This window comes from Microbacterium sp. NPDC019599, from assembly GCF_040632175.1.
Lineage (GTDB): Bacteria > Actinomycetota > Actinomycetes > Actinomycetales > Microbacteriaceae > Microbacterium.
Map to the genome: position 1 here is coordinate 39,900 of NZ_JBEYBL010000011.1, position 14,555 is coordinate 54,454.

The 14,555-nt window shown below is 69.4% G+C and carries 11 protein-coding genes; 1 reads left to right on the forward strand and 10 read right to left on the reverse strand.

Annotated features, from left to right (window positions below):
• Positions 1-5: 5 nt before the first annotated feature.
• The 7 genes from ABZ477_RS16630 to ABZ477_RS16660 all read right to left on the reverse strand — a co-directional run bounded on the left by ABZ477_RS16630 (position 6) and on the right by ABZ477_RS16660 (position 10,901).
• A complete protein-coding gene (locus tag ABZ477_RS16630; protein ID WP_360135458.1) occupies positions 6-632 on the reverse strand; it encodes a superoxide dismutase in 627 nt (208 codons plus the stop codon).
• Positions 633-848: 216 nt separating this feature from the next.
• A complete protein-coding gene (gene whiA / locus ABZ477_RS16635; protein ID WP_360135460.1) occupies positions 849-1,826 on the reverse strand; it encodes a DNA-binding protein WhiA in 978 nt (325 codons plus the stop codon).
• A 39-nt stretch (positions 1,827-1,865) separates the two neighbouring features.
• Positions 1,866-2,750: an RNase adapter RapZ gene (gene rapZ / locus ABZ477_RS16640; protein WP_360135462.1), complete on the reverse strand. Its 885-nt coding sequence runs from the start codon at positions 2,748-2,750 to the stop codon at positions 1,866-1,868.
• 96 nt (positions 2,751-2,846) lie between these two features.
• Positions 2,847-4,784: an excinuclease ABC subunit UvrC gene (gene uvrC / locus ABZ477_RS16645; protein ID WP_360135464.1), complete on the reverse strand. Its 1,938-nt coding sequence runs from the start codon at positions 4,782-4,784 to the stop codon at positions 2,847-2,849.
• 5 nt (positions 4,785-4,789) lie between these two features.
• The gene (gene uvrA / locus ABZ477_RS16650; protein WP_360135699.1) at positions 4,790-7,681 is read right to left on the reverse strand and encodes an excinuclease ABC subunit UvrA; all 2,892 of its coding nucleotides are present in this window, start codon (positions 7,679-7,681) and stop codon (positions 4,790-4,792) included.
• Between the two features lie 193 nt (positions 7,682-7,874).
• Complete coding sequence (locus ABZ477_RS16655) at positions 7,875-10,226, reverse strand: 5'-nucleotidase C-terminal domain-containing protein (RefSeq protein WP_360135466.1); 2,352 nt, start codon at positions 10,224-10,226, stop codon at positions 7,875-7,877.
• 213 nt (positions 10,227-10,439) lie between these two features.
• Positions 10,440-10,901 (reverse strand): MarR family transcriptional regulator, encoded by a 462-nt coding sequence (locus ABZ477_RS16660; RefSeq protein ID WP_360135468.1) that lies wholly within the window; start codon positions 10,899-10,901, stop codon positions 10,440-10,442.
• 52 nt (positions 10,902-10,953) lie between these two features.
• Between ABZ477_RS16660 and ABZ477_RS16665 the strand changes: the two genes are divergently transcribed.
• Positions 10,954-11,199 carry a hypothetical protein gene (locus ABZ477_RS16665; RefSeq protein WP_360135701.1) on the forward strand — a complete coding sequence of 82 codons (246 nt, stop codon included), beginning with the start codon at positions 10,954-10,956 and terminating at the stop codon, positions 11,197-11,199.
• Positions 11,200-11,231: 32 nt separating this feature from the next.
• On the opposite strand, the gene uvrB is transcribed toward ABZ477_RS16665, so the two are convergent.
• The 3 genes from uvrB to ABZ477_RS16680 all read right to left on the reverse strand — a co-directional run bounded on the left by uvrB (position 11,232) and on the right by ABZ477_RS16680 (position 14,537).
• Entirely contained in the window at positions 11,232-13,313 is a 2,082-nt protein-coding gene (gene uvrB, locus ABZ477_RS16670; protein WP_360135470.1) for an excinuclease ABC subunit UvrB, read from the reverse strand.
• A 65-nt stretch (positions 13,314-13,378) separates the two neighbouring features.
• Positions 13,379-13,900, reverse strand: coding sequence for a hypothetical protein (locus ABZ477_RS16675; protein WP_360135472.1), 522 nt, complete (start codon positions 13,898-13,900; stop codon positions 13,379-13,381).
• Between the two features lie 58 nt (positions 13,901-13,958).
• Positions 13,959-14,537 carry a hypothetical protein gene (locus tag ABZ477_RS16680; RefSeq protein ID WP_360135474.1) on the reverse strand — a complete coding sequence of 193 codons (579 nt, stop codon included), beginning with the start codon at positions 14,535-14,537 and terminating at the stop codon, positions 13,959-13,961.
• Positions 14,538-14,555: the final 18 nt, after the last annotated feature.

Here is a 14,555-nt window from a genome sequence, read left to right on the forward strand (position 1 = left end):
CTTGATCATGACAGTACCAGCAGGCCCGCCGTCTTCTCGCGGGCCGTCGTAAACCGGGTCTGAACGTTCTCCCAGTTCACGATGTTCCATGCAGCCTTGACGTAGTCGGCCTTGACGTTGAGGTAGTCGAGGTAGAACGCGTGCTCCCACATGTCGAGCTGGAACACCGGGATCGTGCCCTGAGCCGTGTTGCTCTGCTGGTCGAACAGCTGCTGGATGATCAGCTGCTCGCCGATCGGGTCCCAGCTGAGGACGGCCCACCCCGAGCCCTGGATGCCGGTCGCCGCCGCGGTGAAATGCGCCTGGAACTTGTCGAACCCGCCGAAGAACTCGTCGATGGCCGCTGCGAGCTCGCCGTCGGGCCGGCCGCCGCCGTTGGGAGAGAGGTTGGTCCAGAAGATCGAGTGGTTGACGTGACCGCCGAGGTTGAACGCGAGGTCCTTCTCGAGCTTGGGCACGTTCGCCAGATTGCCGCTCTCGCGCGCCTCAGCCAGCTGCTCGAGTGCGGTGTTCGCACCGGTCACGTACGCCTGGTGGTGCTTGCTGTGGTGCAGCTCCATGATCTTGCCGCTGATGTGCGGCTCCAGAGCGGCGTAGTCGTAAGGCAGTTCGGGCAGCGTGTACTTCGCCATGTTCTCTTCTTCCTGTCGGCGCTGCGCCAGGCGCTCCCCGGCGTCAGCGAGGGTGACCAGATCATCCTAGTGACGGCCAACGCACCGCCGCGGGGGTTGCTTCCCTGCATGACGACGTGGAAGACACGGTCCCCACGGCCCCTCCAGCCGCCGCTCCGCGACGGCCGGAGCCTCCGGCCGCGTGGGCCCGGCTGTGGGGACAGCATCCGGAGCCGCTCAGTCGGTCGCACCCGCCGGGACGGCCGCCTCGGTGCCCGGGATGCCGTCGACTTCGGCCTTCTTGTCGGCCATCGCCAGGAGGCGCCGGATGCGTCCCGCGACCGCGTCCTTCGTGAGCGGCGGATCGGCGTGGTGGCCGAGCTCGTCGAGGCTCGCGTCGCGGTGCGCGAGGCGCAGATCGCCCGCTTCGCGCAGGTGCGCCGGCACTTCGTCGCCGAGGATCTCGAGTGCGCGCTCGACGCGTGCGCACGCCGCGACGGCCGCCTGCGCCGAGCGCCGGAGGTTCGCGTCGTCGAAGTTCACGAGGCGGTTGACGCCGGCGCGCACTTCGCGGCGCTGGCGCAGCTGGTCCCACTCGGCCGCGGCACGGGCGGCGCCCATCGCCGCGAGGGCCTGCCGGATCGCCTCGGCCTCGCGCACGACGACGCGCGGGACGCCGCGCACTTCGCGCGCCTTGGCCGCGATGCCCAGGCGGTGCGCCGCGCCGACGAGCGCCATCGCGGCCTCGCCCGAAGGGCACGCGATCTCGAGCGCCGCGGAGCGGCCGGGCTCGCTGAGGCTGCCCGACGCGAGGAACGCGCCACGCCACACGGCGGCGAGATCCGGGCGCGAGCCCGTCGTGAGCTTGTTGGGAAGGCCGCGCACCGGGCGACGGCGCTGGTCGAGCAGTCCCGTCTGGCGGGCGAGGGTCTCGCCGCCGTCGATGACGCGGACGGCGTAGTGGCTGCCGGTCCTCGCCCCCGAGCCCTGCACGTGCACGAGCTCGGGCCGCACGCCGTAGATCTCGACGAGGTCGCGCGCTACGCGGCGCGCGAGGACGTCGGAGTCCAGCTCGGCCTCGACGGCGACGCGATTCGCGATCGAGTGCAGGCCGCCCGAGAACCGCAGGAGCGACGTCAGCTCGGCCACGCGGGCGGTCGGCCGCGGGTCGCGGACGGCGGTCAGCTCGGCTTTGACGTCGGCGGTCAGCGACACGGGACTCCTCGTGCTCGGTTTCAGGGACGAAGATCCAGCCTACTCGCGACCGAGGTCGCGGTGCTTGACCCGGACCGCCACCCCCGGCACCTGGCCGAGCCGCGCCGCGAGCTCGTTCGCCATGACGACCGAGCGGTGCTTGCCTCCCGTGCACCCGATCGCGAGGACCGAGTGCCGCTTGTTCTCGCGCTGATACCCCTCGAGCACCGGGACGAGCGCCTGCGCGTACGACTCCAGGAACTCCGCGGCGCCTGTCTGCTCGAGCACGTATGCCCGGACGGTGTCGTCCTCACCCGTGTACGGGCGCAGCGACTCCTCCCAGAAGGGATTGGGCAGGAACCTCATGTCGGCGACGATGTCGGCGTCCGGCGGCAGCCCGTACTTGAAGCCGAAGCTCTGGATCGTCAGCGTGTGCCTGGCCGCACCCTCTTCCGAGAAAAGGTCCACGATGCGGGTCGCGAGCTGATGGATGTTGAAGCTGGAGGTGTCGACGATGACGTCGGCGCTCTCGCGGACGAGTGCAAGGCGCTGCCGCTCGCGGCGGATGCCGTCGAGGATCGTCCCGTCGCCCTGGAGCGGGTGAGGACGGCGCACGGCCTCGAAGCGGCGCACGAGCACGTCGTCGGACGCGTCGAGGAAGAGCAGCCGGACCTGGCGGCGCGCGTCGCGCAGTGCGCGCGCAGCATCCGGAAGCCCCCTGAAGAGGTCACGGCCGCGCACGTCGACGACGACGGCGACACGGGGCAGCGCTCCGCCGGCGAGGCCCGTGAGGTCGAGGAGCGGCTTGAGCATCTGCGGCGGCAGATTGTCCACGACGTACCAGTCGAGGTCCTCGAGCGCGTCGGCGGCCGTCGAGCGCCCCGCCCCCGACATGCCCGTGACGATCAGAACCTCGCCCGGATCCTCCGGCGCCTCGTCCGTCATGACCACCCCCGTCGTCGCGTTCAGCCTAGCGAGATACGACCGCCGCGCGTTTCGCCCGCGTCTTCTGCGACGTCGCCGGACGGTGGGACGGGCCGGTCACGAATCGGTGAGATGAGCGTGGATGGATGCTGCGAGCTTCGGGCCGACGCCGGGCAGCTCCGTGATCTGCTCGGGGGTCGCGCGCTTGAGCGCCGCCACGGAGCCGAAATGCCGCAGGAGCGCCTTGATCCGCGCCTCACCGAGCCCCGGCACCTCGGCCAGGACGCTCTGGATGTCGCGGCGGCGCCGCCTGCGCTGGTGGGTGATGGCGAAGCGGTGCGCCTCGTCGCGGAGGCGCTGCAGCAGGTACAGCGCCTCGCTCGTGCGGGGCAGGATGACGGGGTAGTCCTCACCCGGCAGCCACACCTCCTCGAGCCGCTTGGCGATGCCGCACAGCGCGATCTCCTCGTGCCCCGCGTCGCGGAGGGCGCGAGCGGCGGCCTCCACCTGCGGCTTGCCGCCGTCGACGACCAGCAGCTGCGGGCGGTACGCGAAGCGGGGGCGCCGACGCTCGGTCACGACACCCTCTTCCGTGCTGAGGGCCGCGGTCGCGGCATCCTCGGTCGCGTCGCCGGGATCGGCGGCCTCGTCGCCGCGGTCGACGTAGGCGAGGCGGCGCGTGAGCACCTGGTAGAGCGAATCGGTGTCATCTGTCGTCTCGTCGACCTTGAACGAGCGGTACTGGTCCTTGCGCGGCAGGCCGTCCTCGAAGACCACCATGGATGCGACGACGTTTGTGCCGCCCAGGTGCGACACGTCGAAGCACTCGATGCGCAGGGGGGCCTCGGGGAGCTCGAGCGCCTCCTGGAGGTCCGTGAGGGCCTGGGAGCGCGCGACGTAGTCGCTCGTGCGGCGCGTCTTGTGCAGCAGCAGCGCCTGCTGGGCGTTGAGCGTCGCGGTCTTCATGAGCTCGGCCTTGCGACCCCGCTGCGCGACCTGGATCGTGACGTTGCGTCCGCGGCGCTCGCGCAGCCACTCCTCCAGCTCGGCGGTGTCGTCGGGCAGCGCGGGCACAAGCACCTGGCGCGGGATGTCGACGGCCGTCGCGCCACCGTACGTGCGCTGCAGCACCTGATCGACGAGCTCGGCGCCGGTGATGTCGAGCTCCTTGTCGATCGTCGTGGCGCGCACCCCGCGCACACGCCCGCCGCGGATGACGAAATGCTGGACGGTCGCGGCCAGCTCGTCCTCCGCGATGCCGAAGAGATCGGCATCCGTGTCCGCCGCGAGGACGAGCGCGCTCTTGTTGAGCACGGCGTCGATCGACATGAGCCGGTCGCGGTACACCGCCGCGGACTCGTAGTCCATGGCGGCGGATGCCTCGCGCATGCGGGCCGTGAGGTCCTTCGTGAAGCGCTGGTCGCCGCCGGACATGAACGCGACGAAGTCCTCGACGATCGCGCGGTGCTCCTCGACCGTCACTGTCATGGAGCAGGGCCCGCCGCAGCGCCCGATCTGCCCCGGGAAGCACGGACGGCCCGTCGCCATCGCCTTCTTGTACGACGAGTCGCTGCATGTGCGGATCGGGAAGACCTTGATCATCTCGTCGATGACGTCGTGCACCGCCCACACCTTCGGGTAGGGCCCGAAGTACTTCGCGCCCTTGATGCGGCGGTTGCGCGTCACGATGACGCGCGGCGCCTCGTCGGCCAGCGTGATGGCCATGAACGGGTACGACTTGTCGTCGCGGTAGCGGACGTTGAACGGCGGGTCGAACTCCTTGATCCACTGGTATTCGAGCTGCAGCGAGTCGACGTCCGTCGCGACGACGGTCCATTCCACCGATGCCGCCGTAGTGACCATGCGGCGCGTCCGCTCGTGGAGCGTGTGCAGCGGCGCGAAATAGTTGGAGAGCCGCGCACGGAGGTTCTTCGCCTTGCCGACGTAGAGGACCCTGCCGTCCGCGTCGCGGAACCGGTACACGCCCGGATTCGTCGGGATCTCACCCGGCTTCGGCTTGTACGCGACGGTCGGGATGCGGGTGGGGGCGCCCATCCGCCTCAGCCGGCCTTGCGCACTTCTGCCGCGTCGCCCCGCCGCATGCCGAGCACCTCGGCGAGGAAGGCGCCCGTGTGGCTGCGCTCGTTGCGCGCGACCTGCTCGGGGGTCCCCGTCGCGATGACCTCGCCGCCGCCCGAGCCGCCCTCGGGGCCCAGGTCGATGATCCAGTCCGCCGACTTGATGACGTCGAGGTTGTGCTCGATGACGATGACGGTGTTGCCCTTGTCGACGAGGCCGCCCAGGACCTCGAGGAGGCGCCGGACGTCCTCGAAGTGCAGACCCGTCGTCGGCTCGTCGAGGACGTAGATCGAGCGGCCGTTGGAGCGGCGCTGGAGCTCCGTCGCGAGCTTGACGCGCTGCGCCTCGCCGCCCGACAGGGTCGTGGCCGACTGGCCGAGCCGCACGTACCCGAGACCGACGTCGACGAGCGTGCGCAGATAGCGGTGGATCGCCTGGATCGGCTCGAAGAACTCGGCGGCCTCCGAGATGGGCATCTCGAGGACCTCGGCGATGTTCTTGCCCTTGTAGTGCACGGCGAGCGTGTCGCGGTTGTAGCGCTTCCCGTGGCAGACCTCGCAGTCGACGTACACGTCGGGCAGGAAGTTCATCTCGATCTTGATCGTGCCGTCGCCCGAGCACGCCTCGCAGCGCCCGCCCTTGACGTTGAAGCTGAAGCGGCCGGGCTGATAGCCGCGGACCTTCGCCTCGGGCGTCTCGCTGAACAGGGTACGGATGCGGTCGAAGACGCCCGTGTAGGTGGCGGGGTTCGAGCGCGGCGTGCGGCCGATCGGGGCCTGGTCGACGTGCACGACCTTGTCGAGGTTGTCCAGGCCCGTGACGCGCGTGTGCTTGCCTGCGACACGGCGCGCGCCGTTGAGGCGGGTCGCGAGCACCTCGTACAGGATGTCGTTGACGAGCGAAGACTTGCCCGAGCCGCTCACGCCCGTCACCGCCGTCAGGACACCCAGCGGGAAGTCGACGGTGACGTTCTTGAGGTTGTTCTCGCGCGCGCCTACCACCGTGATCTGCCGGCCCTTGTCGATGCGACGGCGCTTCTTCGGCGTCGGGATCTCGCGGCGGCCGGCGAGGTAGTCGCCCGTGATCGAGGCGCGGTCCTCCAGGAGCGACGCGAGCGGGCCGGAGTGGACGACCTCTCCCCCGTCGACGCCGGCGCGCGGGCCGATGTCGACGATCCAGTCGGCCGCGTGGATCGTCTCCTCGTCGTGCTCCACGACGATGAGCGTGTTGCCGAGGTCGCGGAGCTTGACGAGCGTCTCGATGAGGCGGCGGTTGTCGCGCTGGTGCAGCCCGATCGACGGCTCGTCCAGGACGTAGAGGACGCCCGTGAGCCCCGACCCGATCTGCGTCGCGAGGCGGATGCGCTGCGCCTCGCCGCCCGAGAGCGAGCCGGCCGACCGGCTGAGGTTGAGGTAGTTGAGCCCGACCTGGATGAGGAACTCGAGCCGCAGCCGGATCTCGCGCAGCACCTGGGCAGCGATGACGGCCTCGCGCGGCGTCAGCTCGAGCTTGGCGAAGTACTCCTGCGCATCGGCGAGGCTGAGGCGCGAGGCGTCAGCGATCGAGTGCCCGTGCACGAGCACCGCGAGGACCTCGGGCTTGAGGCGCGCGCCGTCGCACACGGGGCACGGCACTTCGCGGAGGTAGTCGGCCCAGCGCTGGCGCTGCGCGTCGGACTCGGCCTGCATGTACTGGCGCTCGATGTACGGCACGACGCCCTCGAACCCCGACGAGTAGCGCATCTCGCGCCCGTACCGGTTCTTCCAGCGCACCGTGACCTTGTAATTCTCGCCGCGCAGGACCGCCTCCTTGACAGCGGCCGGCAGCATCCGCCACGGCGTGTCGAGCGAGAAGCCCAGGTCGTGCGAGAGGCCTTCGAGGAGGCGCTCGTAGTACTGGAAGAGCCCCTTGCCCTGCGTCGTCCACGGGATGAGGACACCCTCGCGGATGGACTGGTCCTCGTCTCCGAGCATGAGCTCGACATCCACCGACATGCGCGTGCCCAGGCCCGAGCAGGCGGGGCACGCGCCGAACGGCGCGTTGAACGAGAACGTCCGCGGCTCGATCTCGGTGAGCTGCAGGGGGTGTCCGTTGGGGCACGCGAGCTTCTCGGAGAAGCTCTGCCATGCGGCATCCCCCTCCTCGTCGACGAAGTTGACCTGCACGATGCCGCCCGCGAGGCTCAGCGCCGTCTCGACCGAGTCGGTGACGCGGCTCAGGATGTCGGGGCTCGCGACGAGACGGTCGACGACGACCGCGATGTCGTGCTTGTAGCTCTTCTTGAGGGTCGGCGGCTCGGCCAGCTGGATGAGCTCGCCGTCGACGATCGCGCGGGCGTAGCCCTTCGCGCCGAGCTCGCGGAAGAGGTCGACGAACTCGCCCTTCTTCTGCGTCACGACGGGGGCGACGATCTGGTACCGCGTCCGATCGGGGAGGTCCATGAGCTGGTCGGCGATCTGCTGCACCGTCTGGCGCTGGATGACCTCGCCGCACTCGGGACAGTGCGGCACGCCGATGCGGGCCCAGAGGAGCCGCATGTAGTCGTGGATCTCGGTGATCGTGCCGACCGTCGAGCGGGGGTTGCGGTTGGTCGACTTCTGGTCGATCGAGACGGCGGGGCTCAGGCCCTCGATGAAGTCGACGTCCGGACGGTCGACCTGCCCGAGGAACTGGCGAGCGTAGGCGCTGAGCGACTCGACGTAGCGGCGCTGGCCCTCGGCGAAGATCGTGTCGAAGGCGAGGCTCGATTTGCCGGAGCCGGACAGCCCCGTGAAGACCACGAGCGAGTCGCGGGGGATGTCGAGATCGACGTCCTTGAGGTTGTGCACGCGGGCGCCGCGCACGCTGAGGTGCCCGGCTGCGCCGCGGTTCACGACGGCATTCGAGCTGGGGATTCCGGGCGCGGCGACAGGGACGATGGGCACCCGACAAGTCTAGGCGGGGCCTCCGACATGGGCTCTGGGAGCCGTTCGCCGGTGGCGAAGGCGGGCTGGGAAAGGGCCGGGAGGACGACGGATGCCGCGGGGCACGTGGCCCCGCGGCATCCGATCGTGTGCGGCGTCGCGGCTACTTGACCTGGACCGTCACCGTCGCGCTCGTCGACGGCTGCACCGTCGCGCTGCCCTCGTAGACGAGCTTCAGCGGGTGCGAGCCGGCGGCGAGCTTCGGCAGCTTGAGCTTGACCGCGCCCTGGTCGGCTGCCTCGAGGGTGATGGTCGCGATGACCTGGTCGCCGTCGTAGATCTTCGCGATGCCCGTGACAGGCACTCCCGACTCCGCCGTGATGGTGCCCATGTACTGGATCACGCCGTTGCCCTTCGAGTTCGCGACCGTCTTGTTCGGGGCGCCCGTCGTGGTGGACGAGGCGCGGTCGAAGACCGAGATCGGCACGTCGAAGGTCGTCCCCGTCGAGGTTGTGACCTGGATCGGCACGACGACCGCGGCGCCGAACGGCGCCCCGCCGGTCGCACCCTCCGGAATCACGACGGTGAGCGACGCCTTGCCGAATTCGTCCGTGAGCGGGATGAGCGTGCGGTCGATGGATGCCGTGCCCACATCGGTGCCCGCGATGGAGACCGTCACCGACGTCGCCGGCGTGGGCGTCTGCGTGAAGTCGAGGGACGACAGGTCGACCTTCACCTGGGTGCCCACCTCGTATCCGTTGGCCGAGGCCGCGGGCGAGAGAGCGACGCCGATGGAGCGCTGAGCGAGGTCGGGAGTGGCTTCGCCGTTGAGCGTGAACCACGCCACCATCGCCTCGAGGTCGACGAGGCCGGAATCCGCCTTGTTCGTCCCCTGGCCGAGGGTGAAGAAGTTGTCACCGCCGGAGGCGAGGAACGAGTTCACCACGACGCGGTACGTCGCGGCCGGATCGACCGGCGCACCTTCGAACTCGAGGTTCGTGATGTGCGAGCCCGCAGGAGCCGCATAGTCCGTGATGTACGTCAGGCCCTTCGACACACCCAGTTTCAGGAACGGACGGGATGCCGCGGCGGGCTGCCACTGCTCCTCCAGCACGGACTTGAGCTGGGCGCCGGTGAGCGTCATGGTCACGAGCGTGTTGGCGAACGGCTGGACGCCGGCCGCCTCCGCGTACGTGACGTTCCCATCCGGATCGCCGGCGCCGCCGCTCGGGTACCGGAGGTCGGCGCGCAGGCCGCCCGGGTTCATGAACGCGATCTGGGTGTCGGGGAAGCGCACCTGCGCCTGGTCGAGCTGGACGTCCGCGACGAAGTTGCCGAGGGTCGACTCGGCGCCACGCGACTCCTGCGTCGTGGACGGATCGGTCGGCGTCGGCGTACGAGGCTGGATGCCGCGCTGGAAGCTCGCCGTGATGTCGCCGACCTTCTTCGCACCCTCGATCTTCGCGAAGGCGGTCGCCTGGGCGACGAGATCGACGATCGGCTGCTCCGCCGGACCCGGCGTGTACTCGGTCTTGAACACGTACGGATCGCCGGTGGCGCCGCTGCCCGTCGTCATCGAGTAGACGGTGTTGACCATCGACAGGACCTCTTTGGTGTCGGGGTCGACCGAGATCTTCATGTCGCTGAACTTCTCGCCGTACTGACCCGAGGAGATGACCGGGCGGCCGTCGATCACGAAGTTGTAGGCCTGGTGGGTGTGGCCCGAGACGATCGCCTGCACGTCGTCGCTCACACCGGCGACGATCTTGCCGAACGGCGTGCTCAGATCCGTGGCCGATTCGATCGTCGGCTGGGAGGCGCCCTCGTGCACGAGGAGCACCAGCACGTCCGCCTCGCCATTGGCTTCGATGCCGTCGGTGAGGTCGTCGGCCACGGCATTGACGCTCTCGACGATCGGGTTCACATCGAGCGTCGCGATGCCTGCGGGGCTGACGAGCGCGGGGAGCTCCTCGGTGACGGCGCCGATGAAGCCCATCCGGATTCCGCCGACGTCCTCCGTCCAGTACGGCGCGAGCGCGTAGTCGTTCGTCTCGGTGTCCCAGACGTTCGCCGCGATGTACTCCCAGGCCGCGCGGTCCTGAACGCGGTCGCGAAGATCGACCCATCCCCGGTCGAACTCGTGGTTGCCGGCGGCGCTCACGTCGAGTCCGGCAAGGTTGAGCGCATCGATCGTCGGCTCGTCGTCCTGGATGAAGGACGTGAAGGTCGAGGCGCCGATCATGTCGCCGGCCGCAGCGAACACCGTGTTGGGGTTGGTCGCCCGGATGTCGTTGACGGCGTTCGCGAGGGCCGCGATGCCCCCGGCCGGCAACGCCTGCTCGATGCGCCCGTGGAAGTCGTTGACCGTGACGAGGTCGATCATGACGGGATCTGCCGCCTGAGCGGGGGGTGCCGCGAGCAGGCCGGCGCCGAGCGCGACGGCGGCGACCGCTGCGCCCGTCGCGAGCCTGCGACGTGTCGGTGTGCTGTGGTCGGGGTATGACCGCATTCGCATGTGCGTTCCTCTTCTGTCGGATGGACATGCCCTCGGCGCGCGGCGATGGCCGTGAGTTCGGGGCCTCGACAGTGAGCCTAGGAAATCGCTCGGAGGATGCCTAGGGGAAGATGCGAAGTTCATCGAACCGACGCAGAGCCGATACGCGCAGCATCCGGTGTGACACGCCGTCGCGCGGCGCCCGGGATCGCGTCCCGCCCCTGTCGAGGGCGATCACGATGCCGGAGCGACCGGCTCACGCCGCGCGCGGCCGCCCGCGAAGGGGATGAGCCCGTCGCGCAGCGCCCCGAGCTGCTCGGCATCCATCCCCGTCTGCTGCATGATCTGCTGCGGGACCTCGAGCGCTTGTCGGCGCAGCGCGCGCCCCGCGTCGGTCAGGGCGATCTCGAGGATGCGCTCGTCCCCCGGCCGCCGTGACCGCGTGAGCCGGCCCTGCGTCTCGAGGCGCTTGACGAGGGGCGAGAGGGTCGCAGACTCCATGGCCAGCTCGTCCGCGAGGTCGCCGAGCGACCGGGGCGACTGCTCCCAGAGGGCGAGCATCACGAGATACTGCGGATGCGTCAGACCGAGCGGCTCGAGCACGGGCCGGTACAGCGCCACGACGTTGCGCGCCGCCGTCACGAGAGCGAAGCAGAGCTGGTTCTCGAGCTTGAGCAGGTCGTCGCGGGGGTCCACGGCATCGATCCTACATCGCCTAATGTTTAGTACACTAAGCATCGTGGAACGAATGGATGCCTCTCCCGACGAACCGACCTCGCTGCGCGCCCGCGTGCGAGAGGCGGGCGGGTGGTACGCCTGGTTCAACTCGCGGCTCATCAAGCTCGCCGGTCCCGCTGCGGTCGGGCCCTACGAGACGACTCCCCCGCCGTCGGTGCAGGAGCGCGCCGAACGCGCCTGCCCTCTGTGCGGTCGCGCGATGAGCGAGCACACCTTCGACCGGTCCGGGCCGAAGCCGCTCATGCACTGCCCGTAGCCCTGGCCGGTTCCTGAGCGACGCGGCGCGGGTCAGGCGTGGCCCGCGCGCTCCATCGCCCGCAGCTCCTTCTTGAGGTCCTGGACCTCGTCGCGCAGCCGTGCCGCGAGCTCGAACTTGAGCTCGCCGGCGGCGGCGAGCATCTGCTGACTGAGATCGGCGATCGTCGCCTCGAGCTGCTCGGCTCCCTCTGCCGCGATCCCCGCGCGCCGCAGCTGCGGAGTGGGGCTCTTGCCCATGCCCGACTTGGTCTTCGCCGCGGCCTTGCCCCGCAGCATCCGGTCCGTGTCGGACGCCTCGCGCGCAAGCACCTCCGTGATGTCGGCGATGCGCTTGCGCAGGGGCTGCGGGTTGATCCCGTTCGCCCGGTTGTACTCGATCTGCTTGTCGCGACGGCGGTCGGTCTCTTCGATCGCGTTGCGCATCGAGTCGGTCACGGTGTCGGCGTACATGTGCACCTGGCCCGAGACGTTGCGGGCGGCGCGGCCGATCGTCTGGATGAGGGACGTGCCGCTGCGCAGGAATCCCTCCTTGTCGGCGTCGAGGATCGACACGAGCGACACCTCGGGGAGGTCGAGTCCCTCGCGGAGGAGGTTGATGCCGACGAGCACGTCGTAGACGCCGGCGCGCAGCTCGCTGAGCAGCTCGACGCGGCGGAGCGTGTCGACGTCGGAGTGGAGGTAGCGCACGCGCACGCCGTGCTCGCCGAGGAAGTCGGTGAGCTCCTCGGCCATCTTCTTCGTCAGCGTCGTCACGAGGACGCGCTCGTCGCGCTCCGCACGGATGCGGATCTCTTCGAGGAGGTCGTCGATCTGCCCCTTGGACGGCTTGACGACGATCTCGGGGTCGACGAGGCCCGTCGGGCGGATGATCTGCTCGACGACGCCGTCGGCGATGCCCATCTCGTAGCGCCCCGGCGTCGCCGAGAGGTAGACGGTCTGCCCGACGCGGTTCTTGAACTCGTCCCACCGCAGCGGCCGGTTGTCCAGGGCGCTGGGCAGCCGGAAGCCGTGCTCGACGAGCGTGCGCTTGCGCGAGGCATCCCCCTCGTACATGGCCCCGATCTGCGGCACCGTGACGTGCGACTCGTCGATCACCATGAGGAAGTCGTCGGGGAAGAAGTCCAGGAGCGTGTGCGGCGGCTCGCCCGGCATCCGCCCGTCGAGGTGCCGGGAGTAGTTCTCGATGCCCGAGCAGAACCCGAGCTGCTGCAGCATCTCGAGGTCGAACGTCGTCCGCATGCGCAGACGCTGCGCCTCGAGGAGCTTGTTCTGGCTCTCGAGCTCTTTCAGCCGCTCTTCGAGCTCGTGCTCGATCGTGCCGATCGCACGCTGCACCGTCTCGGTGCCGGCCGCGTAGTGCGTCGCGGGGAAGATCGGCACCGAGTCCATGCGCTGGATGACGTCGCCCGTGAGCGGATGCAGCATGTACAGCGCCTCGATCTCGTCGCCGAACATCTCGACGCGGATCGCGAACTCCTCGTACACGGGGATGATCTCGATCGTGTCGCCCCGCACGCGGAAGTTGCCTCGCGAGAAGTCGACGTCGTTGCGGTTGTACTGCATCGCGATGAACTTGCGGATGAGCGCGTCGCGGTCGTACTGCTCGCCCACCTGGAGCGCGACCATGGCGCGCAGGTACTCCTCGGGCGAGCCGAGGCCGTAGATGCACGAGACGGTCGAGACGACGACGACGTCGCGGCGGCTCAGGAGCGAGTTCGTCGTCGAGTGGCGCAGCCGCTCGACCTCCGCGTTGATCGACGAGTCCTTCTCGATGAAGGTATCGGTCTGCGGGACGTAGGCCTCGGGCTGGTAGTAGTCGTAGTAGCTGACGAAGTACTCGACGGCGTTGTGCGGCATGAGCTCGCGGAACTCGTTCGCGAGCTGGGCCGCAAGGGTCTTGTTGTGCGCGAGCACGAGGGTCGGTCGCTGCACGGCCTCGACGAGCCACGCCGTCGTCGCCGATTTGCCCGTGCCGGTCGCGCCGAGCAGCACGACGTCGGTCTCGCCGGCATTGATGCGCGCCGCGAGCTCGGCGATCGCCTGCGGCTGATCGCCGTTGGGCGCGAATTCGCTGATGACCTCGAAGGGCCGCACGGAACGTGTGGTCTGCACCCATCCAGGGTAGGCAGTGGTTCCGACACCGGGGCCGGCGTTCGCGAGGGGCGGATGCTGTGCGCTCAGCCGTCGTAACGGTCGTCGCTGAATTCGCCCGTGTCATACGGGCGGAAGCCGTGCGGATTGGGCCCGATGACGTCGAACGTCCCGTCCGGGCGCCAGGCCCCCGGCGGCGGGAGGTGGTCGGGGAGCGTGCGGATCCAGGGCTCCGCGAAGCGCGGCGGGTCGGGCAGTCCCGGCTGCCTCAGGGTCCGCGCGAGGAACGACTGCACGAAGAAGTCCGCGAAGACCTCGTCGGCAACGAGGGCGAGCCAGCCGATGAACGGCACGGGCTCGCCGCGGTCCAGTCGCATGCGGAGGGTCCCGGAGAGGAGCCCCGGACTGACGGCATCCGCTCCGAGCACCGTCCGATCGAGGGCGAGCCCGTCCGCGGCGATGCCGCGCCACGAATCCGACAGGACGGCGAACGCGCGTGTATGGGCAGCATCGAGCAGGGGCGGCGGGAGGATCGCGAAGAGCTGGAGGTAGATCTCCTCCTTCTGCTCGAGCGTCCAGTCCGCGATGCGCCTCGGGCCCTGAGCCATGCCGAACCTCCGTCGGGCGCAGTTCCTCGGATGCGCCGCGATCGAAAGGCTACCCGCCTCAGCCGGCGCCGCCTGTGACGGCGCTGCCGCGGTAAGCGTCGTTCCCACCCGCGAAGCCGGAAAGGCTGTCCATCACCTGTCCCCCTGCCTCTCCGCCCGCCAGGTTGACCATCTCCACGACCCAGGCTGGCTGCTGATCGAGTGTCTGCGAGCCCGCTCCATACAGGAAGTAGGTCGAGACGGCGTAATCCGTGATCAATCGCGAGGCCACGAGGTCTGCAGCCCCCACGTCGCGGAGTACCTCCAACGGGTCTGCGTCGGCGATCGCCTCGCTTTCGGAAGCGATCTCTTTCTGAGGCTGCGCGCGGCGCTCGACCGCGCGCGCGAAGAGCGCCGCGAGAACCCTGGGATCATCGGATGCCGCGTCCCGTTCGGTGTCGGACGAGGGAGGCTGCAGGCGATGGGCGATCTCCCTTCGCTGCTCGACGGGGACCGCCTTGAAGACGCTCGCGTGGGCCTTCTCGATCACTGTGGGCGGCAGTGTGCCGAGCAGATGCAGATAGCGCAGCATCCGCTCTTCGCCGGTGATCTCTTCGAGTGGCTCCTTGTCGTGCCGAGATCTGGAGAAGATTCCCATGTCGCAGGCCTCCTTCGT